General features: G+C 34.8%; 27 protein-coding genes. 25 read left to right on the top strand and 2 right to left on the bottom strand.

Annotation, left to right across the window (positions count from 1 at the left end; all coding sequences use genetic code 11):
* Positions 1 to 117: 117 nt before the first annotated feature.
* Genes EUC40_RS17850 through EUC40_RS17840 form a run of 3 tightly spaced genes read left to right on the top strand, consistent with a single transcriptional unit; the run spans position 118 to position 3,866 of the window.
* On the top strand, positions 118 to 1,761 hold the full coding sequence (locus tag EUC40_RS17850; RefSeq protein ID WP_156576192.1) for a flagellar motor switch protein: 1,644 nt from the start codon (positions 118 to 120) through the stop codon (positions 1,759 to 1,761).
* A 29-nt stretch (positions 1,762 to 1,790) separates the two neighbouring features.
* On the top strand, positions 1,791 to 3,122 hold the full coding sequence (locus tag EUC40_RS17845; RefSeq protein ID WP_156576191.1) for a transglycosylase: 1,332 nt from the start codon (positions 1,791 to 1,793) through the stop codon (positions 3,120 to 3,122).
* Positions 3,123 to 3,149: 27 nt separating this feature from the next.
* The gene (locus EUC40_RS17840) at positions 3,150 to 3,866 is read left to right on the top strand and encodes a hypothetical protein (protein WP_156576190.1); all 717 of its coding nucleotides are present in this window, start codon (positions 3,150 to 3,152) and stop codon (positions 3,864 to 3,866) included.
* A gap of 31 nt (positions 3,867 to 3,897) precedes the next feature.
* Here EUC40_RS17840 and EUC40_RS17835 read toward each other — a convergent pair whose 3' ends face one another.
* Entirely contained in the window at positions 3,898 to 4,680 is a 783-nt protein-coding gene (locus EUC40_RS17835) for a CheR family methyltransferase (RefSeq protein ID WP_156576189.1), read from the bottom strand.
* A 39-nt stretch (positions 4,681 to 4,719) separates the two neighbouring features.
* Positions 4,720 to 5,217 carry a flagellar motor switch protein FliG gene (locus EUC40_RS17830; protein ID WP_071711301.1) on the bottom strand — a complete coding sequence of 166 codons (498 nt, stop codon included), beginning with the start codon at positions 5,215 to 5,217 and terminating at the stop codon, positions 4,720 to 4,722.
* Between the two features lie 143 nt (positions 5,218 to 5,360).
* Here EUC40_RS17830 and EUC40_RS17825 point away from each other — a divergent pair, with 143 nt between their 5' ends.
* From EUC40_RS17825 to EUC40_RS17720, 22 genes are all read left to right on the top strand, one after another.
* Positions 5,361 to 5,825 carry a YaaR family protein gene (locus EUC40_RS17825; protein ID WP_000946323.1) on the top strand — a complete coding sequence of 155 codons (465 nt, stop codon included), beginning with the start codon at positions 5,361 to 5,363 and terminating at the stop codon, positions 5,823 to 5,825.
* Between the two features lie 15 nt (positions 5,826 to 5,840).
* Entirely contained in the window at positions 5,841 to 6,293 is a 453-nt protein-coding gene (locus EUC40_RS17820) for a hypothetical protein (protein WP_071711300.1), read from the top strand.
* A 17-nt stretch (positions 6,294 to 6,310) separates the two neighbouring features.
* The gene (flgK, locus tag EUC40_RS17815) at positions 6,311 to 7,609 is read left to right on the top strand and encodes a flagellar hook-associated protein FlgK (RefSeq protein ID WP_001239689.1); all 1,299 of its coding nucleotides are present in this window, start codon (positions 6,311 to 6,313) and stop codon (positions 7,607 to 7,609) included.
* Between the two features lie 135 nt (positions 7,610 to 7,744).
* Complete coding sequence (locus EUC40_RS17810; RefSeq protein WP_071711299.1) at positions 7,745 to 8,608, top strand: flagellar hook-associated protein 3; 864 nt, start codon at positions 7,745 to 7,747, stop codon at positions 8,606 to 8,608.
* Positions 8,609 to 8,627: 19 nt separating this feature from the next.
* Positions 8,628 to 10,028 (top strand): flagellar hook-associated protein 2, encoded by a 1,401-nt coding sequence (locus EUC40_RS17805; RefSeq protein ID WP_156576188.1) that lies wholly within the window; start codon positions 8,628 to 8,630, stop codon positions 10,026 to 10,028.
* A gap of 23 nt (positions 10,029 to 10,051) precedes the next feature.
* Complete coding sequence (locus tag EUC40_RS17800; RefSeq protein ID WP_001149513.1) at positions 10,052 to 10,420, top strand: flagellar export chaperone FliS; 369 nt, start codon at positions 10,052 to 10,054, stop codon at positions 10,418 to 10,420.
* Positions 10,410 to 10,682, top strand: coding sequence for a hypothetical protein (locus EUC40_RS17795; protein WP_048557458.1), 273 nt, complete (start codon positions 10,410 to 10,412; stop codon positions 10,680 to 10,682). Before EUC40_RS17800 ends, EUC40_RS17795 begins: the two co-directional genes overlap by 11 nt.
* A gap of 379 nt (positions 10,683 to 11,061) precedes the next feature.
* A complete protein-coding gene (gene flgB / locus EUC40_RS17790) occupies positions 11,062 to 11,469 on the top strand; it encodes a flagellar basal body rod protein FlgB (RefSeq protein WP_071711297.1) in 408 nt (135 codons plus the stop codon).
* A gap of 21 nt (positions 11,470 to 11,490) precedes the next feature.
* Entirely contained in the window at positions 11,491 to 11,904 is a 414-nt protein-coding gene (gene flgC, locus EUC40_RS17785; protein ID WP_071711296.1) for a flagellar basal body rod protein FlgC, read from the top strand.
* Between the two features lie 15 nt (positions 11,905 to 11,919).
* Positions 11,920 to 12,219: a flagellar hook-basal body complex protein FliE gene (gene fliE, locus EUC40_RS17780; RefSeq protein WP_071711295.1), complete on the top strand. Its 300-nt coding sequence runs from the start codon at positions 11,920 to 11,922 to the stop codon at positions 12,217 to 12,219.
* 22 nt (positions 12,220 to 12,241) lie between these two features.
* Positions 12,242 to 13,816, top strand: a complete 1,575-nt coding sequence (gene fliF / locus EUC40_RS17775) for a flagellar basal-body MS-ring/collar protein FliF (protein ID WP_156576187.1) — start codon at positions 12,242 to 12,244, stop codon at positions 13,814 to 13,816.
* Between the two features lie 13 nt (positions 13,817 to 13,829).
* A complete protein-coding gene (gene fliG / locus EUC40_RS17770; RefSeq protein WP_156576186.1) occupies positions 13,830 to 14,834 on the top strand; it encodes a flagellar motor switch protein FliG in 1,005 nt (334 codons plus the stop codon).
* Positions 14,821 to 15,507, top strand: a complete 687-nt coding sequence (locus EUC40_RS17765; protein ID WP_156576185.1) for a FliH/SctL family protein — start codon at positions 14,821 to 14,823, stop codon at positions 15,505 to 15,507. The genes fliG and EUC40_RS17765 overlap by 14 nt, the downstream gene beginning before the upstream one ends.
* Positions 15,504 to 16,808, top strand: a complete 1,305-nt coding sequence (fliI, locus tag EUC40_RS17760; RefSeq protein ID WP_001080941.1) for a flagellar protein export ATPase FliI — start codon at positions 15,504 to 15,506, stop codon at positions 16,806 to 16,808. Before EUC40_RS17765 ends, fliI begins: the two co-directional genes overlap by 4 nt.
* 114 nt (positions 16,809 to 16,922) lie before the next feature.
* On the top strand, positions 16,923 to 17,333 hold the full coding sequence (locus tag EUC40_RS17755; protein ID WP_156576184.1) for a cytoplasmic protein: 411 nt from the start codon (positions 16,923 to 16,925) through the stop codon (positions 17,331 to 17,333).
* Between the two features lie 10 nt (positions 17,334 to 17,343).
* Positions 17,344 to 18,456, top strand: coding sequence for a flagellar hook-length control protein FliK (locus EUC40_RS17750; protein ID WP_156576183.1), 1,113 nt, complete (start codon positions 17,344 to 17,346; stop codon positions 18,454 to 18,456).
* Positions 18,457 to 18,459: 3 nt separating this feature from the next.
* Positions 18,460 to 19,038, top strand: a complete 579-nt coding sequence (locus tag EUC40_RS17745; RefSeq protein WP_071711289.1) for a flagellar hook assembly protein FlgD — start codon at positions 18,460 to 18,462, stop codon at positions 19,036 to 19,038.
* Positions 19,039 to 19,055: 17 nt separating this feature from the next.
* Entirely contained in the window at positions 19,056 to 20,279 is a 1,224-nt protein-coding gene (gene flgE, locus EUC40_RS17740; RefSeq protein WP_000588291.1) for a flagellar hook protein FlgE, read from the top strand.
* A gap of 49 nt (positions 20,280 to 20,328) precedes the next feature.
* The gene (locus tag EUC40_RS17735) at positions 20,329 to 20,664 is read left to right on the top strand and encodes a DUF3964 family protein (RefSeq protein ID WP_156576182.1); all 336 of its coding nucleotides are present in this window, start codon (positions 20,329 to 20,331) and stop codon (positions 20,662 to 20,664) included.
* A gap of 251 nt (positions 20,665 to 20,915) precedes the next feature.
* Positions 20,916 to 21,401: a LysR family transcriptional regulator gene (locus EUC40_RS17730; protein WP_071711286.1), complete on the top strand. Its 486-nt coding sequence runs from the start codon at positions 20,916 to 20,918 to the stop codon at positions 21,399 to 21,401.
* Positions 21,402 to 21,525: 124 nt separating this feature from the next.
* The gene (locus EUC40_RS17725) at positions 21,526 to 22,434 is read left to right on the top strand and encodes a chemotaxis protein (protein WP_000075946.1); all 909 of its coding nucleotides are present in this window, start codon (positions 21,526 to 21,528) and stop codon (positions 22,432 to 22,434) included.
* 481 nt (positions 22,435 to 22,915) lie between these two features.
* The gene (locus tag EUC40_RS17720; protein WP_156576961.1) at positions 22,916 to 23,863 is read left to right on the top strand and encodes a DNA-binding domain-containing protein; all 948 of its coding nucleotides are present in this window, start codon (positions 22,916 to 22,918) and stop codon (positions 23,861 to 23,863) included.
* Positions 23,864 to 24,091 lie beyond the last annotated feature (228 nt).

Genomic DNA, 24,091 nt, shown 5'->3' with positions numbered 1-24,091 from the left:
AAGATCATGGCCCGATTAGTGTGAGCTAATAATTAATGTGGGATGAAGAAAACCCTACTGATTAAAGTTTCACCTTATATTATTAGATGGAAAAACAGAAATGAGGAGGCGGGGAAAATGCCAGAGCAACACACACAAGGGGATACAAGTACAATTGTGCTAGAGAAAGAAAAGGTGGATTTAACGTCTCAAGAATGCGATATTCTTGGTGAAATTGCAAATATATCATTCGGTTCAGCTTCGACAGTACTATCAACAATTTTAAATAGGCAAGTAAGTATAACTGCTCCTCGTGTAGAGGTAGTAGATTTATATGATACAAGTGATGTTGAAGTTCCTCATGTTGTATTAAATATTCATTTTACAAAAGGCTTAGATATGGAAAATCTACTTGTCCTCCAGCAAGATGTTGCTTTATCCATTGCTGATTTAATGATGATGGGGACAGGTGAAGTGGAAGAAGGAAAAGAACTTGGTGAATTAGAACTAAGTGCTGTACAAGAAGCGATGAATCAAATGATGGGGTTCGCAGCTACATCTATGTCGGAGTTCTTCCAAGACACAGTAGATATGTCTCCACCGACAATTAAAGTTGTAAAGCTATCAGAAGAAATGGAGAAAATCTCCGGGATAAATGGAAGTAACATGATTGTTAAAGTGTCGTTTGATTTAAAAATAGATAATCTTGTAAACTCTAAATTGGTGCAAATTGTTTCAGTTGAACATACGAAACAAATGATAAATAAATTACTGCAATTATCTGGTGAAGTGGAAGAAATAAATGAGCCGGCGGAAATCGTGGAAACTGAGATTGTAGAAGAACATGTTGAAAAAGAGCAGTTAACGCAAGAAGAGAAAGATGTGCTAGGTGAAATTGCGAATATATCAATTGGTTCAGCTTCAACAGTATTATCAACACTTTTAAATCAGCCAGTCACTATTAGCACACCACACGTAGAGGCGATTAATGTTCGTCATTATGATGGGGTACCTGTACCATTCGTCATTTTAAATGTTGATTTTGTTGAAGGGTTAAAAAATGAGAACGTATTCGTATTTACGAAAGATGTTGCTTTAACAATGGTAGATTTGATGATGATGGGGACAGGAGAAATTGATCCTGAGAAAGAGCTAAGTGAATTAGAGTTAAGTGGTATTAAAGAAATTATGAATCAAATGATGGGGCATGCGGCAACTGCCATGTCAGAAATGTTTAAAGAAAAAATGGATATGACACCACCAGAAGTTAAATTTGTTACGCTTCGAGAAGAAATGGAATATTTGGGTGAAGCTATGGAAGGGGACGAGCTTGTTCAAATTACATTCAACATTGAAATTGGCGATTTACTTCAATCGAAAATGTATCAAATTTTACCGATTTCAGAGGCGAAAGAAATGGTGAGGCGACTTCTATACCCAATGGTGGAAGGTCAAGAGGAACAGATTGAGGAAGAAATAGAAGAGGAAGACATTGTAGCACCTGTTGTGCAACCTATTGAATTTAAAGAAGTTAAACAAATCGAGCCAGTATATATGGATACATCCATCTTGCAAAATGTAGACATGAATGTGAAGTTTGTATTTGGAAGTACTGTGAAAACAATTCAAGATATATTAAGTTTACAAGAAAATGAAGCGGTTGTATTGGATGAAGATATTGATGAACCGATTCAAATTTATGTAAACGATGTATTAGTGGCGTATGGTGAACTTGTAAATGTAGATGGATTTTTCGGAGTAAAAGTGACGAAAACGCTGTAAGGCGTTGAAATAGGAGTTTGAACAAGTAGATGAAAAACGTAAAGTTTTTTCTAGTTTGCTGGCTATGCATACATTTGTTATTCCCTTTGCAAATTCAAGCGGAAGAACAAATTGAGCGAGATCAAAATATAAATGAAGTGGACATGCAAGAAAAAAACAAGGCAATTCAAGAGCAGACAGAACGAGTGGAAATGAACGAAGTTGAAGAGGAACAAAAAGAAGTAACGAATGAACAAGAGATCGGAAGAAAGATAGAAACAGATCAAGGGATTATTACAGTAAATAAGCAGGAATTGAAGGTTGGCGAAGAATTGCGGATTACTGTGGAACGAAATGAGAAAAGCATTCAAAGTATGAAAGGTATATTGCAATTGCAAAAAAAAGGCGAGCAATATGCACAAGAAAGAATGCTATTTTTTGAGTATGAAGAAGAAACGAAGCAATGGATTGCGAACTATAAGATCGGGGTTTTTGATTTGCAAGGTGACTGGCATCTTCAGCTCGTTCAAAGTTATAAAGAAAATGAGAAGGAAGAGCTTATAGAAAATGAAGTGAAAGTCCCGCTTATTCGTATAAATAATGAAGCGCCAACAATAGATAAAGAGTTGCCGAAGTTGCATAAAGTTACTGTTGACGAGGCAAAGGAGAACGTAATTGAACGAAAACAAGGTGATTCTATACGTGTACGAGTGAAGGCAGCAGACATAGAATCAGTTGTGAAAGAAGCCCGCGTTATATTAAAGGGAAAAGACGAACAAGAGATTCCTTTTTTATTAGACTACAACAAGCGTGAAATGGATTGGCAAAAAGTAATTGAAATAACTGCTGATTTGCCAATTGGACCATATAAACTATTTGTGGAAATAATAGATGCGGCAGGTAATAAACTGGTGGTGGAAAGTGAATATATCGTTTCTATTTTTGAGAAAAAAATGGAAGATGGTAAAAAGCTAGAAGAAAAAGAGGATGAAAATACGTTAGAAGAGAAGAACGAAACTGGGGAGCAGGACGATTGGAAAGTAGAAATCCCGCTTCAAGAAGAAAAACTTCCAGTTGTCCAAATTCCGAGGCAAGACGAAGAAGTAAACAGTTTTATAAGAGAGCCGTTAAAAGAAAAAGAAGAAATGAACTACGTGATAAAAGAGCCGTTGAAAGAAAATAAAGAAGTAACGAATGCAAAGGCTCAAAAAGAGAAAAAAGGAAAAATCGACATCCAAGACGTCTCGAAAAAGAAAGAAGAGCCAGAAGAGAAGAAAGAGGAACAAGGTGAGCAAGGAGTACAAGCATCTAATGTGTTTGCTATCATGTCAGGTTTATTCGTACTGTTTTTAGTTTTAAAGAGTAATAAAGAATGGGGCTAATTATTTCATAGTAGTGGAGGCGCTTAAATGGAAATTAAACGTACAACAATTGAAAATAAGACGCTGCAACCATTAAAACAGCCTAAAGCTATTTCAGAACATGAAATTCAGAAAGAGCGAAAGCGTAGTAACCTAGTGTTTACTGGACAATCTACAATCGTTACGAAAAATAATGAAATAGGAATTTTACTTGCAAGTGTAAGTGATGGAAAGAGTATGAAGGAAATGCTTTTTAAAGAGATGGATACAGTGTTACAACTCTTTAAAAAGCTACATACTTTATCCGGAGAAGGAAAGCAAGCAGAAAAAATATACGAACAAGTAATTAGAAGCCTGCAAGGACTTGTTAAGCAAGCACATATAAAAGAACTTCCTTTGTTAGATGGAACGTATGATTTTGCTGAAGTACAATTATCATTTGGTAGAAAGGTACATATCCCGTTACTAGATGTGAGTGCGCTTATTTCTAGGGTAGAAAGTGATTCTTCAGAAGGAAATATAAATTTAATGGTAACGGTTATTGCTGCTTATATAACGAAATTGTCTAATGAAACCATTTTAATTAGCGGCATGGATCACATGGGTAAAGATCGAGATGTAAGTGTATGGAGAGCGCTCGCAGAAATGAATATGACGCAACTATCTCAAACATTGAAACAAGCGATGCAAGAACATAAATGGTCAATGACGTTTCTTTTTCTCTTTATATGGATTGTTGCTATTATTTTGATTCGAGTTATATAAAAAGGTCGTCACTTCAATTGTGACGACCTTTTTATACTTTTTCATAGAAAAATGTATCGAATCGCTGAAGGTTGTAGCGTTCGGGCGTTAAAATTTGTTCTGTACTACCAACAAATAGTACGCCACCTTTTCGTAAAGAACGACTAAACTTTTCATACAGTTTTACTCTCGCTTCTTCTGTAAAGTAAATCATTACATTACGACATACGATTAAATCGTAATTTGTATCGAATGACTGCATTAAGAGGTCGTGTTGTTTGAACGTGACATGTTGCTTAATGCTTTGATGCAATGAATATGTATCATCCTCTTTCGTAAAATGGCGCTCTTTCAAATCGGTAGGTAATTCTTTTAAAGAACGTTCTGTATATTGACCGCGCTTTGCAGTTTCCAATATATGAAAATCAAGATCCGTTGCTTGTATTTCAAAGCGAAATGGAGAAAGATGTTTCGATAAAATTAAAGAGAGTGTGTATGGCTCTTCACCGGCAGCGCAGGCGGCACTCCATATTTTTAATTTCCCGTTATTTTGTTCAAGTAATTTTGGTAGTGCTTTCGTCTCTAACGTTTGCCAGCGTTCTTTATTTCTGAAAAACTCTGAAACGTTAATTGTAATATAGTCAATAAAGCTTAAAAATAAATTTTGATCGGCACGTAAATGGCTAAAAAAATTAATGTAGTTTTCAAAGCCTTTTCTCGTAATAAAAGCATCAATTCTACGGCGCATTCTATCTTGTTTATACGAAGCGATATCCATATTGAATTGTTGCTTAAAACTCGCGATAAAATGATCATAATCTTGTTCAATTATCATATTTACAATGGGCACAATAACGATATTGTGCCTCCCCCTTTACATCATACGAATTTTTTGTTCAAAGCTTTTTTTCATTTGCTTTTCATGTAAACCTGGTAAATCATAAATAACAGCATCAATCCCCGCTTCTTTTGCAATATCAACAGGAATAACTGATGTATGTTTGTCTCCATTATAAAAACAGAGAACTAAATCGGTATCTTCAATAATTTGTTTTACAAAAAACATATAATCTGATCGGTAAATGGAGTCGGTAGGGTGATCAAAAGCAACGTATTCGGCTCCGTGTTTTTTTAAGTAATCAACGACTTCTTGAAATTCATCTGTTACTGCTTGTAACGGTTGTAGTGTGTAAAGGCATAAATTTTGGGCGAGTCTTTCGTTTTCGATGAAAAAACGAAGAACTTCATTTTCAATAGACTTATAACATAATATGTAAATTTTATGCTTATGAGCATAGTCAGTTAAAAACTTTTTAATTTCCTCTTGATCTAATGCTGTTAATTGATTTGAACCACAAAGAAAAATATTCATAGAATTGTGCCACCTCATGCTAAATTGTAACATATCTTCTATAAAAAATAACTGCAAAATATGAGTGTTCAGAGTATAATTATAAATAAATGGATTTTACGATTAACTTTAGGAAGAAATAAAAAAATAAATAGGTGATATATATGCTACGTTCTATCTCGCATAACCCAATTTTATCGCATATACCGCCTGCTACTCAAATGCCGAAAGAAGCAAATGTCAGGACAGGACTTGCATTTTCGGATAATTTGCATGCAGATCCGAAAAAAGATAAATTGTTAGAACAAATGGAAGCGTTTGTCGATAATATTGGAGAAATTAAAGAGAAAATTGAAATGGAATTAACGCTTGATAATGTTATGGAATATAAAAATACGGTGAAATCATTTTTGAATTTTTATGTTGATAATGTATTGCAATATAAAGACGTTATGTCTCGTCATCCGCGTTACGGATATTCACAGAAAATGACGATTGTGAAACAGGCAGAAATGGGATTAAATGAGTTAGAAGATGTTATGAATTTGATTAATACAAAAACAGGACATTTAGAAATGTTAAATCAAATCGGAGAAATCCACGGTTTAATTGTAAATCTAGTCTTGTAAAAGGAGGGAAATTATATGTACATACAATTATATGAAAAGCTCGTGATTATTCAAAAAGCATATGAAAATATTCAAGTACTTGGAGAAAACATATACGAGAATTTAAAACATAAAAATGTAAACGCAGTTCAAAAGTTACAAATAGAGCAATTACAGTACATAGATGGTTTAAAAGGATTATCAAGCTCATTTGAAGAAATGGTTGTTCAGTTTTGTAAAGAACAGGGAGTTGAACCATTTCGTGTGAGTACGTTATTTTCGTATTTTTCTCATGAAGAAATTGAAAAAATAGAAAAATTACAAAAAACATTAGTTGAATTAGAAGAGAATGTAAAAATGATTCTTTTGAAAAATCAATATTACTTAAACGTACTATTAAAAACTACAGAAAGTATTGTGGATTCGGTTTCTGAATATAATTTGGAGAGAAACAATAATTCGCAAATCTTTATGAACGAACTTTTGTAAAGGGGAAGTGAATCGATATGAGATTATCTGATTATAATACACCGCTATCAGGTATGCTAGCGGCCCAAATGGGATTACAAACGACGAAACAAAACTTGTCTAACATTCATACTCCGGGTTATGTACGTCAAGCAGTGAATATTGCCTCTGCTGGAGCGAGTAATGGGCATATGCCGGCACAAAGAATTGGTAACGGTGTACAAACATTAGGTGTTGATCGTATTACGGACGAAGTGAAAACAAAGCAATATAATGATCAATTGTCACAGTTCTCATATTATGCATATATGAATTCTACTTTATCGAGAGTAGAGTCTATGGTAGGTACGACTGGAAAGAATTCGTTATCCAGTTTAATGGACGGGTTCTTCAATGCTTTCCGTGAAGTTGCAAAAAATCCGGAGCAATCAAACTACTATGATACATTAATTGCTGAAACGGGAAAATTCACAAGTCAGGTAAATCGCCTTGCAAAAAACTTAGCTACGGCGGAAATCCAGACGACAGAAGATATTGAAGCGCATGTGAATGAATTTAATCGTCTTGCTGCTAGTTTAGCAGAAGCGAATAAAAAAATTGGGCAAGCTGGCACACAAGTACCGAATCAACTTCTAGACGAACGTGATCGTATCGTTACAGAGATGTCTAAGTATGCCGATATAGAAGTGTCTTATGAATCTATGAATCCTAATATTGTAAGTGTTAGAATGAATGGTGTTTTAACAGTGAATGGACAAGATACATATCCACTTCAATTAAATAAAGAAAAAGAACCAATGTCTGTTGAAATTTATGGTTCGGAAATTCCTTTAACTAGCGGCGCGATTCAATCAGCGATAGATACGAAAGCGAAGATTGCGGGTTATAAGAAAAATCTTGAAGATTTCATGAGTTCAGTGAAAACGCAAGTGAATACAGTGATGGGAAAAGATTTCTTCGTTGGAGATTATGCGCAAGAGATGAAATTAAACCCAGAATTTGCACAAGATGTTTCGAAAATGAAAATATCTGCTGAAACAGCAAATAAACTGGCAGGAATTACAGATGGAAATTATAAAGAGGGACTTACGTATAAACAAGCATTAGACCAATTCATAGTTGGTGTAGCTTCAGATAAAAGTGCAGTGAATGCTTATCAAAGTATTCATGGTGATTTACTGGATGGTATTCAGCAAGAAAAAATGAGTATCGAAGGCGTGAATATGGAAGAGGAAATGGTAAATTTAATGGCCTTCCAAAAATACTTTGTGGCGAACTCTAAAGCGATTAATACGATGAATGAAGTATTTGACAGTTTGTTTTCAATTATTAGGTAACAGGTAATACAAAGAAGAAAGAAAAAAGCTCTTTCTTTATATGGGCAGAGGGCGCGGTTAGATAAGGGAATGACCGTACATATCTGCGGTTTCTTCTTTGCGCCAATTCAAATATAGATAAAGGAGAAAATAGGGATGAGAGTATCTACATTTCAAAATGCAAACTGGGCAAAGAATCAGTTAATGGATTTGAATGTGCAGCAGCAATATCATCGAAATCAAGTAACTTCAGGGAAGAAAAACCTTCTTATGAGTGAAGATCCACTAGCAGCAAGTAAATCATTTGCGATTCAACATTCATTGGCAAATATTGAACAAATGCAAAAAGATATAGCAGATTCTAGAAATGTGTTAAGTCAAACTGAAAATACATTACAAGGTATTGTGAAATCTTTAACGAGAGCAGATCAATTAACGATTCAAGCACTAAATGGGACGAATAGTGAAAAAGAATTAAAAGCAATTGGAACAGAAGTTGATCAAATTCTAAAACAAGTCGTTTATTTAGCGAATACGAAAGAGCAAGGTCGCTATCTTTTTGGTGGAGATAGTGCAGAAAAACCACCGTTTGCGGATGATGGTACATACCAAGGTGGCGAAAAAGATGTAATGTGGAAGCTAAATGACGGTTATGAAATTAAAGCATTTCGTAAAGGCGATGATTTACTAACTCCTGTTATTCAAACGTTAGTAAAGATGAAAGATGCTTTGCAGAGCGGCGATCAAAATGCACTACAACCTTTCCTAGAGGAGAATAAGAAAAACTTAGATAGTGTTATTAATCGTACAACAGAAGTGGGAGCGACGATGAACACTGTAGATACGTTCAAGACGATTTTAAGTGAGCAAAACTTAGCACTTCAAGAAAACCGTAAAGAAATTGAAGATGTTGATTTAGCGGTGGCAATTTCTGATTTAGCATATATTAATGCGACGTATGAAGCGACGCTTAAAGCAATTAGTACGATGAGTAAAACGAGTATTTTAGATTATATGTAAACGATAAGGAGTGAGAAATATGGCAGGAACGTTAACGGGTATTGGCGGTAGACAACAGATTTGGAACCTCGGTAATAATATGATCGATACTTCTAACTTCGTTGAATTAGAAATGAACGCGTTAGCTATGAGAAAAACACCGTATACAAATGAAAAGAACCAACTTTCACAAGATAAACTATTATACACAAGTTTAAAATCAGAATTTAGTTCTTTCACACAAACCTTTAAAAACTTAGCGGCTTTTAAAGGGAATGAAAAAAAAGTAACGACATCACAAGATGGCTATATAAACGTAAAAGCAGATGGTGGAGCTATTGCAGGAACATTTAATATAAAGATTAATCAACTGGCACAGCGTCATCAAATTGCTTCTAATGATATTACTGATATAAATGAGAAGCTTCCAAGAAATGAAACAATAAAACTAGGTGAAAAAGAACTAAAAGTAACAACTGATATGACATATAAAGATTTAATTAATAAAATTAATGATGGGGATTATGGTGTATCAGTATATACACTTGGTAAAAAAATCTTCATGTCCTCTACGAAAGAAGGGGCAACGAATAATATTAAATTAGAAGAAACACCGCCTAATGTACTTACGGATTTGTTTTATTCGAAAGTAGAAGGTTCTACTACGGAATCTAAATTAAACACGATTAATGAAGCGTTAGATGCAAAATATAGTATCAATGGTATCGAAGAAAAAAGTGCTAGCAACACAATTGAAACACTTCCTGGTGTGAAGATTGAGCTTTTAAAAGTAACCGATCCAATAGTTGAAAATAAGCCTAGTGGTGAAACGGGTACAGATACAAAAGCTGCGGATCAAAAAGGTATAGATTTGAAGTTTACAGTGAGTGATTCAAACGTCACAGATGCAGCTAATTTAATTAAAAAAATGGTAGCTGATTACAATAAGGCTGTAGGTACAGTGGATATTTTTGATGGGAAAAATGGAGCTTTTCAAGGGCAAGCAATTATGCAAAGTGTTCGCCAAATGATGAATAACGTCGTGACGTTTTCAAAGGATGGCAACTATTTGTTTACATACGGTATTCAATTAAAACAAGATGGAACAATGCAAGTAGACGATGAAAAATTGACAAAGGCGTTAAAAGATAATCCTGATGCAGCAAAGCAGTTCTTCTTTAGTTCGAATGGGATAGGAAAGATGATGGAAGAACCACTTGAAAAGTTATTTGGTGATAAGGGTGTAGTTGGGGAACGTGTGAAAAACATCGATTCGCGTGTAAGTGATTTAGATAAGAAGATTAAAGATATTGAATCGCAAAACTTGCAAAAGCAAGATGAAATTGTGAAGAAGTATCAAAAGTTAGAAAGTACATTAGCGGCGCTTGATAGTCAATTAAAAACAATTAAAGCAATGACAAAACAAAAAAGTGATGATTAATGAAAAGCTAAGGAAGTGATTGTATGCAAGCATGGCAACGTTATATGCAAAATGATATTATGACGAGTAATCCAATTAAAAATACAATTTTTATTTATGAAAGATGTATTGTAGAATTTCGTAATTTAGAAGAACTTTTACATACTTTTAAACTACAAGAAGGTGATGCACTTCTTGAAAAGTTAGAACGTATTTTTGAAGAATTAAAGTTGCAATTAAATCCTGAAATTACGAAAGATTTATATGATAGTCTATTTGGCTTATATGATTGGATTAGCATTCAAATTCAAACAATGAAAGTAACACGTGAAGCAAAAGATATCGATACGATTGTGAAAGTATTACAAGATTTAATAGATGGTTACCGCGGAGCACTCGAAAATGAACAATGATATTTATCGAGCATTTGTCGGCTGTTTTAATGAAATCGGTGAATTGCAAGTGTCAGATGAAGAGTTTGCTGAGAAGAGTACAATGTTAAATCGCTGGATGATGACATTGGATGAAGAAACACGCGCACAAGTTGCAGCGGAAGTAAGTCCATTTATTATTAAGGCAGCTCAGCACATTCGAGATAAGCAGAAGATTTTGGAAGAAATGATTATGACAAATGATGGGCGAATGAAAGCTAATTCATTTTACGGTAAATATTAAATATAAAGTATGGAAAAGGGTTCCCTTCTTGAAAGGGAATCTATCCCTTTATTTAGGAGTTCCGCTGATTGAGGTTTCTCTTCATGGCTGTAGTGAAAAAAATAGTAGTTCTCTATAACAATATAAAAATGGATGTTAGTTTGTAGTACATATATCGAAATGAGCCATAGATTACTACGTGTATACAGTTTTTTTCATTCTTTTTTATATTTTTGTATTTTTCTAAAGACAACAATGGAAAAATGGAATAAAATATGTAAGGGTACATAACAGTTAATATTTTAATAAATACATATAAGAAAATAAATAATGAAGTGAAACTTCTATTAGTGGATAATGATGTTCGAAATAGCCAAGTGGAAAAGAAAGGATGTTGAATATGCCAGATTTAGTGAGCGATGTAAGCCACTATATGAATTATTTAGTGACGAAACGAAATGCTGTTTCTAGTAATATTGCAAATGCAAATACACCTGGCTATCAAGCACAAGATGTAACATTTGCTGAACAGATGAATAAAAGTAGTGCATTATATAAAAGTAATCCTTCAGATTTAAAAAGCAATCCAGATTTATATCAAACGAATGAAATGCACTTACCAACAGTAAATATGAAAAATACATATGCAAAGATTCAAACGAAATCAATGCAAATGAATAAAGATGGAAATAGTGTTGATGTATCAACAGAAATGCTAGATTTAATGAAAGCAAATCAATTATACGGTATTTCAATTAACGCGATTAATACGCAATATGCAATTAACCAGGCAGCGCGTGGACGTTAAGAATAGAGGGAGAGGCAACTTATGTTTCAGGCAATTAATGCAAGCGGTTCAGGGCTTACTACAGCACGAAAATGGATGGAAGTTACTTCTAATAATATCGTAAATGCAAATACGACTGCAGCACCAGGAGCAGATTTGTATGAGCGCCGTAGTGTAGTGCTAGAATCAAACAATAGTTTTGCAAATATGTTAAACAGTACTCCTGCAAATGGAGTGAAAATAAAAAGTATTGAAGCAGATAAAGCTGAAAATTTAGTGTATGATCCGACGCATCCGCATGCAAATGAAGAAGGATATGTACGTTATCCGAACATTGATGTGACAGCTGAAATGACGAATGTAATGATTGCTCAAAAAATGTATGAAGCAAATACAAGTGTATTAAATGCGAACAAAAAAATGCTCGATAAAGATTTAGAGATTGGCAGAGGATAAGGGAGAAGACGAGAAATGAAAATTCAACCATTGATACAGACACAGCCATTTGGAGCGATTCAGACAATTGGCGCTTCTAAACCTTCGCAAACATCTGTAGTTGAAGGGAAAAAGTTTATTGATTTATTGGAAGATATGAATCAAACGCAAAACAATGCCCAAACAGCGGTATATGATTTATTAACAAAAGGGGTAGGAGAAACACATGACGTTTTAATTCAGCAAAAAAAAGCTGAATCACAAATGAAAACTGCAGCTCTTGTGCGTGATAATCTTATTGAAAATTATAAGTCGCTAATTAATATGCAAATTTAGGAAAGTGGACGGGTGTGTTTAAATGGAAAAGATAAGAAATGTTTTCCAATCGTTAAAAACGTGGCATAAATTAGTAATTGGTGCTGCACTTTTAGCCATTGTAACAGGAGCACTTTTATACTTCACCTTGCCGGATAAATATGTTGTTGTATATCAAAATTTAAATGATGCAGACAAACAAGAGATTACAGCAGAATTATCGAAGCTAGGTGTTGATTATCAATTAGCAGCCGATGGTTCGATTCGTGTGCAAAAGAATGATGCTCCATGGGTTCGAAAAGAAATGAATGGAATGGGCTTACCGTTTAATTCGAAAAGCGGTGAGGAAATTTTATTAGAAAGCTCGCTCGGTTCAAGTGAGCAAGATAAAAAAATGAAGCAAATTGTCGGTACGAAAAAGCAATTGGAGCAAGATATTGTAAGAAACTTTACAACAGTTGAAACGGCAAATGTGCAAATTACGTTACCTGAAAAAGAAACGATTTTTGATGAGGAAAAAGCGAAAGGAACAGCGGCAATAACTGTTGGTGTGAAACGTGGACAACTTTTAACAGCTGATCAAGTTGCGGGTATACAGCAAATGATTAGTGCGGCAGTTCCTGGTGTAAAGCCGGAAGAAGTAAGTGTAATAGATAGTAAAAAAGGTGTAATCTCAAAAGGAGCGGATGCAGCGAATGCTAACAGTTCTTCTTCTTATGAAAAAGAAGTTGAGATGCAACATCAAATTGAAGGTAAGTTAAAACAAGATATTGATGCAACGCTAATGACGATGTTTAAACCAAATGAATATAAAGTGAATACGAAAGTTACCGTAAATTATGATGAAGTAACACGTCAGTCAGAAAAATATGGTGATAAAGGTGTACTTCGTAGTAAACAAGAGCAAGAAGAAAGTTCTACTGCCCAAGAAGGTGCAGATGCGAAGCAAGATGCTGGTATTACAGCGAACGGTGAAGTACCAAACTACGGTACGAACAATAATCAAAATGGTAAAATCGTCTACGATAATAAAAACGGTAACAAAATCGAAAACTATGAAATAGATAAAACAGTTGAAACGATTAAGAAACACCCAGAATTGACGAAAACAAATGTTGTAGTATGGGTAGATAATGATACGTTAGTAAAAAGAAGAATCGATATGACAACGTTTAAAGAAGCAATCGGAACAGCAGCAGGACTGCAAGCTGATCCGAACGGAAACTTTACAAATGGACAAGTTAACGTTGTAACAGTTCAATTTGATCAACCAAAAGCAGAAGAGCCGAAAAAGCAAGAAGAAAGTGGCTTGAACTGGTGGCTAATCGGTGGAATTACAGGTGGCTTGCTAGCGCTTGTTGGTTTAGTATGGTTCTTCTTAGCAAGACGTAAGAAAAAGAAAGAAGAAGAGGAATATGAAGAATACTTAGTAGAAGATGAAGTTGCGGCAAGTAGTGAAAGTATTATGGAAATTCCTGAAGAAAAAATAGAGCCTGAACCAAAACCTGAACTAGAAAAACCGAAAGAACCAACGTTAGATGAACAAGTGCAAGATGCTACGAAGGAACATGTAGAAGGTACTGCAAAAGTTATTAAAAAATGGCTAAACGGACAGTAAGGGAGGAACAACGATGTTAGATGAAATCTCCTCCAAAGAAAAAGCTGCCATCCTCATTCGTACATTAGATGAAGAGGTGGCAGCACAAGTCATTGAATATATGACAGCTGAGGAAAAAGAAGTATTACTTCGTGAAATCGCGAAGTTTCGTGTATATAAACCGGAAACGTTAGAAAATGTACTAGGGGAGTTCTTATATGAACTAAATGTAAAAGAATTGAATCTAGTCACTCCGGATAAAGAATATATTCGTCGCATATTTAAAAATATGCCAGAAGACGAACTAGAAAAATTATTGGAAGACCTTTGGTATAACAAAGATAATCCATTTGAATTCTTAAATTCACTAACAGATTTAGAACCACTTCTTACAGTACTTAATGATGAATCACCGCAGACGATTGCGATTATTGCTTCTTATATTAAGCCGCAGCTTGCTTCTCAATTAATTGAGAGATTACCAGATTATAAACGAGTAGAAACAGTAATGGGTATTGCAAAGCTAGAACAAGTAGATGGCGAATTAATTAATCAAATTAGTGAATTATTAAAAGCGAAATTAAATAATATGGCATTTAGTGCAATTAATAAAACAGATGGCTTGAAAACAATTGTGAACATTTTAAATAACGTTTCACGAGGTGTTGAAAAAACAGTCTTTCAAAAGCTGGATGAGATGGACTATGAACTATCTGAAAAAATTAAAGAAAACATGTTTGTCTTTGAAGACTTACTCGGGCTTGAAGATCTTGCGCTTCGCCGTGTATTAGAGGAAATTACAGATAATGGTGTTATCGCAAAAGCACTTAAAATTGCAAAAGAAGAAATTAAAGAGAAACTATTTACATGTATGTCTATGAATCGTAAAGAGATGATTTTAGAAGAATTAGATGGTTTAGGACCACTTAAGATGACAGACGCTGAAAAAGCACAGCAGACGATTACAGGTACAGTGAAAAAGTTAGAGAAAGAAGGAAGAATTATCATTCAAAGAGGTGAAGATGATGTCCTTATTTAAAAACAGAATTCCGAAGAATTCTGTTTCTTTTTCTGAAGAGACGTATGAATTACAATTTCCAAAGCCATCCTCAGTTCATATAGAGGAAGAAGTGCAAGTTGATCATGTAGAACTTCGTGCGCAGCAAGATGCATTACATGTTGAAATGGGTCAACTAAGGAAAGAGCAGCAAACGTTAGAACGAGAGCAACAGCAGTTGATGCAAGGGAAAGAAGAATTTCAAAAGCACATCCATGAGCAAATGGAACAGATGGAAGCAGCGCGTATTCAGTTTCAAAAAGAACAACAAGAAATAGCGTTTGAATGGACAGAATTACTATGGGATCAATCCTTCCAGTTAGCGGAAAAAATTGTGAATCAAGCGGTAGATTCACGATTACTAGATGTTTTACCAATTTTAACTGGCATCGTTCAAACATTGCCTACTTCATTTGAAAAATTAATCATTACAGTACATCCAGAAACGTTTGAACGCATTCAAGAAGAGAAAGAAAATACGAAAGAATATTGGCTTTTGCAATTAGTTGAATGGAAGTATGATTTCTCCTTACAATTTGGTGAATTTGTTCTGGAAGAAGAAAAGGAATTTTTCGAATTTAAATTTGCGCCTATATTTGCGAAACTTCGTCAGAAATGGGAAGAAGAGAAAGTATTTGAGGAGAAAAACGTATGAACAGGCTTTTAATGAATGAGAATGATAAATGGAATACGTTCATTGAAACACCGTTGTATACGAAAGTTGGTAAAGTTCATAGTGTACAAGAGCAGTTTTTCGTAGCGAAAGGGCCGAAAGCGAAGATTGGGGATGTTTGCCTCGTTGGAGAACATAATGTCTTATGCGAAGTAATTGCGATTGAAAAAGAAAATAATATGTTACTCCCATTCGAACAGACTGAAAAAGTATGTTACGGAGATTCGGTCACATTAATTGCTGAAGATGTTGCTGTACCTCGTGGTAATCATTTGCTTGGAAAAGTGTTAAGCGCAAATGGTGAAGTGTTAAATGAGAACGCTGAAAACATACCACTCCAGAAAATAAAATTAGATGCCCCGCCTATACATGCATTTGAGCGTGAAGAAATTACCGATGTATTTGAGACGGGAATTAAATCGATAGATTCTATGCTAACAATTGGAATCGGTCAAAAAATTGGTATTTTCGCCGGATCTGGTGTAGGTAAATCTACTTTACTTGGAATGATTGCGAAAAACGCAAAAGCTGATATTAATGTTATTAGTTTAGTAGGAGAGCGTGGCCGAGAAGTAAAAGACTTTATCCGAAAAGAACTAGGCGAAGAAGGAATGAAAAAAAGTGTCGTAGTTGTAGCAACATCAGATGAAAGCCATCTCATGCAACTTCGCGCCGCTAAGCTTGCAACATCTATTGCTGAATATTTTCGCGACCAAGGCAATAATGTATTACTCATGATGGATTCGGTTACCCGTTTTGCTGATGCCCGCCGAAGTGTTGATATTGCTGTTAAAGAGTTACCGATAGGTGGTAAAACGCTCTTGATGGAAAGTTACATGAAGAAACTGTTAGAACGGTCTGGAAAAACACAAAAAGGATCAATAACAGGTATATATACAGTGCTTGTGGATGGAGACGACTTAAATGGGCCAGTACCAGATTTAGCGCGTGGTATTTTAGATGGGCATATTGTATTAAAGCGTGAGCTTGCAACGCTTAGTCATTATCCAGCTATTTCCGTATTAGATTCAGTAAGTAGGATTATGGAAGAAATCGTATCACCGAATCATTGGCAATTTGCAAATGAAATGAGAAAAATCTTATCGATTTATAAAGAAAATGAATTGTATTTCAAATTAGGAACAATTCAAGAAAATGAAGAAAATGCTTATATTTTTGAATGCAAAAATAAAGTAGAAGGTATAAATACGTTTTTAAAACAAGGACGAGCGGATTGTTTTCATTTTGAGGATATTGTCCAAGCAATGCATCATATTGTATAAGACCTCGCGTTTTGGGGTCTTATTTTTGTTTTTTAATATTTCACAGATTTTTTCGTAAAAAAACTATATAATAGAAAAAGAGAGCGTTATAATAGGAAGGGGCTATGAAAATAGGTGGATAAACAGCAGTACGACACGATAAAATTGCAGATGAATCAAGAAAAAGAACATATTTTAAAAGAAGTGTACGAACTAACATCTGAAAAAAGAAAAATAGAGCAAAAAAAAGAATATGATTTGTATGTTGTGAAATCGCGAAGTAAAGTCGTACAAACAAGGCAACCTATCATGGCTGGCATGTTGTCTTCACATACATTTTCGCCTGAGAGAATAGAAGAATGGAATCGGAAAATTAAAAAAACGGAAGGTTTTATTCAAAAAAATGAAAGCCTTTTAGAAAAAATAAAAGAAAAAGAACGTGTTATTGATGAAATGTATCAAGAAGATTGTAAGAAGCTTGCGAAAGCGCAAGAAAAGTTAGAAGAAAAGATGCTTCTTGATTTAAAAATGTGTATAAATAGATGAGGTGGAAGTTGTGTTACAGTTTGTATTACCGGTGAAACAAAGTTTACCTCCGCAAGAAGAAAAAGGTCTTGAAATACAGCCGAAACGTGAAGATTCTACATTTGATCAAACGATGAGAAGTGAAAATAAAACAAGACCGAAAACGGAGAAAGCAAAGAAAGAGGAAGCACCAGAAGAAAAGAAAGAGTATCTTCTAGTAAAAAAGCCGGTGAAGAAGGAAGAACCGCTTATAAAGAAAGAAGAGAAAAAAGAAACAGAACAAATACTGTTAGCTGTATCAGAGCAAATGGTTGCAATTGAGCAATTGCGTGTGCAGCCAGAATTGTTATATCAATACATACAAAAAATACAAGAGTTACATAAAGAGTACGGAAATATAAAACTTAACGAATTACCAGCAGCTGAATTACAACAACTACAAGAGCTTCTTTCAAATATGAATATTAAAAATGCCATATGTTTAGAAGATACAATTCAAATGGCATTAGATAAAGTCACGATGCCGGAGCAAACGATGCAAGTATTGAAAGTTGTAGAATCAGAATCTTGTAATATCGCAAAGAAACAAGAAGAGTTTAAAGACTTAGATGCAGATCTTCCGGAACCAGGGAGCGATAATGTAAAGATAGAGTTGCCAGAAGTTGACGCATTAAACGATTCGAGTTCGGCTGGTGCTGAGTTATTAAATAAAGCGACGAGTACGGATCAAATAGGAAAATCAAATGGCGGCGCTGAGAAAGTTTCATTACCTGACTTAGGAAAGAAAATGGAAGCGCAAGTAGAAGCATTGCAAAAATTTGTAGTGAAACAAGAACGTGTTTTATTTCAGTTAAACCCAGAGAAATTAGGGACATTAACTGTATTTATGAAAAAGCATGGCGATCAAATTGATGTTCATGTCGAAATGGAAAAACACGATGCGAAAAAACGTGTTGAAATCATATTTGATGAATTGAGAATGAAGTTAAAAGAAAAAGAAATTAATATTCAAATTAGTTATTCAGATAAAGATGAAAACCGTAAAGAACAGCGAGAACAAGAGCAAAGGCAAAAACAGAAGTTAGCAAGTCCGAAACAGGAGAATCAACAATCAAAAGAATTTGCGGGATTATTGGAGGGATAAAGCGTGCCAACAGTTGGATTAAATACAACGAGTACAAATCATATTCCGTTACAAGCAGGAGCGCAAAGAAGTAATGTCCCTGTTAACGGTGTACAATCGCCAGTAGGGCAAACAAATGGAGTATCAGCAAGTGAACAAAAAACACCTGGTGTAATGGAAAAAGATGATTTTCTAAAATTGTTTTTAGCGAGTTTCCAGCACCAAGATCCATTCAATGCGATGGATATGAATCAAATGATGAATCAGACAGCGCAGTTATCTCTTATGGAACAAGTGCAAAATATGACAAAGGCAGTTGACTCTTTAAGAACGACGATGTATTCGACAGCGCTTGATGGCGGAATGAAGTTTTTAGGGAAGTACGTAAGAGGTGTTGACGGTGACGGTAACAAAGTAACTGGTCAAGTAGAGACAGTTCGCCTTGCAGAAAATAACGAAGTACAGCTCGTTATTGATAATAAAGTGGTATCACTTCGCTTCGTTGAAAGAGTATCTGATAAACCAATTGGAGAAACGAATCCAGAAGATGTAAAGAAAGATAATCAAAAAGTAACTGAAGAAGTAAAAACAACAAATTCATAAGGGAGTGTCCATACAGTATGATTAAAGCGTTATATACAAGTATTTCAGGAATGAATGCAACACAAAATGCATTAAGTGTAACTTCAAATAATATTGCTAATGCACAAACAGTTGGTTATAAAAAACAAAAAGCAATGTTTGATGATTTACTGTACAACAATTCAGTCGGTGCAAAAGGCGATGAAAGATACGCAGGAACGAACCCAAAAAGTATCGGTAACGGTGTGAAAATGAGCGGAACAGTTACGGATTATAGCGATGGTACAATTACGTTAACAGGTGGTAAAACACAAGTAGCAATGGAAGGTAATGGCTTCTTCGTTGTAGGTGATTCAAAAGCTGGGAATATGGAATTTACACGTAAAGGGACATTTACAATATCTTCAGATTACTATATTACGAATACAGAAGGTCAATATGTATTCGCTTATCCAGCTGATCCTTCAACTGGTAATGTTGACTTATCTGGTATTCCGGGACCATTGCAAATTCCAATGGGATCAGCAATCGGTGGTATTCGAACGTCAAAAGGAATCGTTGGAGGAAACATTCCAGCTGATGCAAAACATATTACGCAAGAATTACCTGTATACGATGATGCCGGTAATACATGGACAATGCGCATGGAGTTTACACAAGATGGTGAACATAATTATAAATATACTGTAAAGATGCGTAATGACTCGAAAAAAGAAACAGAGTTTCATGAGGTCCAAGGAGCAGCTGGTAATGTGAAATTCGATGCGGTAGGGAAGCCAGATCCGATCAATCCTGAAGCTAATATTCCATTTAATGGTGGAACAGTTAAAATAGATCTTAGCAAATTAACAAACCATCCGACAGAGAAAACAATAGCAGTAACAAACGTAGATGGTAGACCAGCGGCAACTGTGAAAGATTGCTTTATGGCTGACGGTGGATATGTGATGGTAAAGTACTCTGATGGAAGTATGAAAGCTGCAGGTCAATTAGCTGTTGGGATGTTCCCGAACGAAGGTGGCTTAATGAAAACGGGTAACGGTAACTTTACAGCGACGAACACAACTGGTATTTTAGCACTTGGCGTATCTGGTCAAAATGGTGCAGGAAAAGTACGTGGTGGTGCACAAGAAGGTGCAAACGTAGATTTATCTGTAGAATTCGTTGATTTAATGCTATACCAACGTGGTTTCCAAGGAAATGCGAAAGTAATTAAAATTTCAGATGAAGTATTAAATGAAGTTGTAAACTTAATTCGATAATAAATCATAAAGAAAATTTGTAATGAAGTAGAGAGGGTTTTTTACTCGTATGACAAGACAAGAGCGAATTTTACAATTGCCTTTTTTCGAAAATAAACGTGAACTTGCTGAGCAAGTGTTAAAAATGGAACGAGAAGAGCATGTATATTTACCAGATCAATTTGAAATTAAGCAAGTGCCTCCGTACTCATTTGGTGAAAAAGAAGCAACGATTGGCCGTATTCACGAATCGTATTTCATAAGTGTCGGTAGCGAAGGCGTTTGGAAGTATCAACTGTTTAAGGATGAGATGAAGTGTCGTGAGTTTTTTGTTACGTTATCAGGGATAACGGATCAGCAAATTGCGTTTTGGTTCAATAACATCGAGTTACTGAAAAGCTCTTAAAAGTCCTTTTTTAGGATTTGAGAGAGAGCCTGCGATATGTGGTAGTGGTTAGTGCCTAATAGAGTCTCGATTGGTGTGTAAGGACAGAGGTATGGAGAGCTACTAATGTAGTTGAAGAGATTGGAAGCGAAGTGCTTCTTCTTAGCTCTTTGACGATAGGATGTATCCAAGTCTAGAAACGGTGATATAAAACAGGTTAATGTAAGATTGTAAAATTAGACTGAATTTCTATAAAAGGAGAGGTGAGGAGGATGGCGCAGAATAAGTATCGCGTTACATTCATTTCGCCAGGTGAGATTGAGCAGCGTACTGTAATGGCGGCTAGTAGTTTGCCGGATTTAATTCGTAAAGTAGAGAGTATTATTGCAGATTCAAATGGTTATTTTGTGAATGATAAAAAAAATAATTGCTACTTTAAAGTAATTAAAGAAAATGTTACATTTATTCAATATGAGTTATTATTCTCGGATAAGGAAATTCATATTGAAAAGTTAAAACATATAGCGCCGGCAGTATTGAAACAGTTATTTGAAAACATAAATGAACCGGAACTATATGCACTTGCTCTACTTGATGTTGATATAGCAACGAAAGAATACGTGCTAGAAGAAATGGATACAGCGTTAAGAGTAAGGGTAGAAACGGAGCTTTCGAAAAAGTGGGAAGCAATGCCGACAGAAATTGTAGGAGCGCAAGAAGTGTTATTAGAGGCACTTGCATCGTTTATACAAGAATAAGTGTATTTATAAATGAATGAATCGTTCGACTATCTATATTGTAAATATAGGTAGTTGACTTTTCTGTTTTGATAAAGCTTAATAATTAGATATACGGAATTAATGGAAGGGGAGCGACACCTTTATGTCACAAGCACAAAGTATTTTATTAGAAAGCGGAACAAATGAATTAGAGATTGTTACATATACTGTTGGTGAAAACCTATTTAGTATTAATGTAATGAAAGTACGTGAGATCATTAATCCATTCCCTGTTACAACTGTGCCAGAATCTCATCATGCAGTTGAAGGTGTTGTTCAAGTGCGCGGTGAAATTTTACCTGTTATTAACTTAGCGACAGCTCTTAATTTAAAATCGACAAAGCCACTTGATCAAACGAAATTTATTATCTCAGAATTAAACCAAATGAAAGTAATTTTCCGCGTTGATGAAGTGCATCGTATTCAACGTATTTCATGGGAACAAATTGATGAACCAGCTTCATTATCTATGGGACTAGAAGAAACGACATCTGGTATTGTAAAACTAGATGGGAAAATTATTTTACTATTAGATTATGAAAAAATTGTTTGTGAAATTAGTGACAGTGGTTATGAAAAGAAAACATTATCTGGTTTAGAGCACAAAACAGATCGTGCTGAAAAGATAATTTATATTGCGGAAGATTCTGCAATGCTTCGTCAAATACTAGAAGAAACATTATCATCAGCTGGATATTCAAAAATGAACTTCTTCAGTAATGGTGCAGAAGCGTTAGCACATATTGAAAAACTAGCAAAAGAGCAAGGTGAAAAAATGTTTGAACATATTCACTTGCTAATTACGGATATTGAAATGCCAAAAATGGACGGACATCATTTAACGAAAGTGATTAAGGATCATGAAGTGATGAATCGTTTGCCAGTTGTTATTTTCTCTTCATTAATTACAAATGAATTATTCCATAAAGGTGAAGCGGTAGGGGCGAATGCGCAAGTAAGTAAGCCAGATATTCAAGAGCTAATTGGTTTAGTAGATAAGTTAGTGTTGTAAAAGCTTTTATTTAGCTGGAATAGAGGAACTAGCCATGTGAGTTTTTGGTTAGTTCCTTTTTAGTACTTTATAGGCTACATAGGCAGGGAGTTTTGATAGTGTTTGTGTATGTAGGTAGTATTGCGGGTTTTGGATTGGTTTCATCAATAAGTGGTGTGCTTTTTTATTTAAAAAGGTAAGAGAATGTATCTTTGGAGTAGGGTAGTAAGATTTCGTGGTAACGCAAATGTTTTCGGTGAAAGCACATTCGAAATACCATATAATATAATTATGTGGATTATTTTTGAAATAGGATTATACATATATTATTTCAAAAAATTTAGTTTTTCTATTTTTATACTTTCTATACATTTTTGTATGTTATTTATTTGACAGATAATTTCGAAATGTTATAATATGGATATGTAAAAATTGCTATTTTCTTGAAAGACATGGGAGTCAGATGAGAATTGTGAAAGGATGAGGGGAAGTGGCACAGAGTATGTATCACCACACAGCGATCAATGTATTAGGTCTTTTACAAAACATGTCAAATAATGTAATGAACGATATGAAATTAGAAACGGAATTTAAAAAAATAGAGAAACAATTCCGAGTAAAATATGAAGAACTAGTTGATTTATATAATAGAATGGTATTATTTCAAATAGATATAGAAAAAAATGGCGGTATGCGCGCCTATGAAAAATCAGCAGTTACGTGGCTGAAGTCAGAACTAGAGTTACTGTATGAAGTGTATCAATTTAGTCAACGTCACGGTTTAAACATCGCGAATATTTCAAAATACGTTAGTAAAAATGAACTGAATATATTTCCAAAAACAGAAAGTCAATTGCAAAATACGTATTATAAATTAAAAAAGCAGGAAATACCTTTTGAAAATATTGAAAAACAAAAACCGGGGCGAAAACGAAAATATACACCTATAAAAAAAGTGATGGCTGAAACGATAATGGCGAATAAGGAAGAAGTAAAAGAAGTCGCTATAGTGGAAGAGGATGAAAAAAGCCTTGTAACAGTTCTGTCCGGTATCGTTGATAATTTTGACACGATTCGTAACAATAGTGAAAAGAAAGAACATGAACTGTATCAGTTTATGGAAGGTATATATAAGCTTTCTAGCATGGCTGCAGAGCGTTCGAAAGACGAGAAGGATGCACGTAGTATAGAAAGTGAATTGCAGTTGCTACAAGCAGAAAATGAGAGGCTACAACGAGAGAAAGAAGAACTTGTACAAGATGTTAAAGATATGACGTGTCACGTCATTAACTTCATTACGAGTTCCGACATCGATCAAATTCGTCAATTGCCGAAATTTGTGAAAGACTGCAAAAAAGAACTACATAAAATAGGGTTATACAACGCACAAGACGGAAACATGAAAATAATGGTCGACCGCAGAGGACAAGTTATGACGGTAACGCCATAAAGTATTGGGTACAAAATAAAAGGGAGATACATAAAACCTATGTATTTCCCTTTTATTTTTTTATGGGATTTGATTATAAAGTAGATTACTAGAAGTGTGTTATATGTTCGAACTAGTAATCGAATGCTTCATCGTAACGTTCATTTTCATACAAAGACTACGCTTAACAGTCCTCTTTAAAATCTTTGTACAATGTGCATAATGTACGCACTTTATAAATGGATATAA

Source organism: Bacillus luti (assembly GCF_009739945.1).
GTDB classification, from domain to species: domain Bacteria; phylum Bacillota; class Bacilli; order Bacillales; family Bacillaceae_G; genus Bacillus_A; species Bacillus_A luti.
The sequence above is the reverse complement of the archived record's forward strand: the minus strand, read 5'-3'. Positions and strand labels throughout refer to the sequence as shown.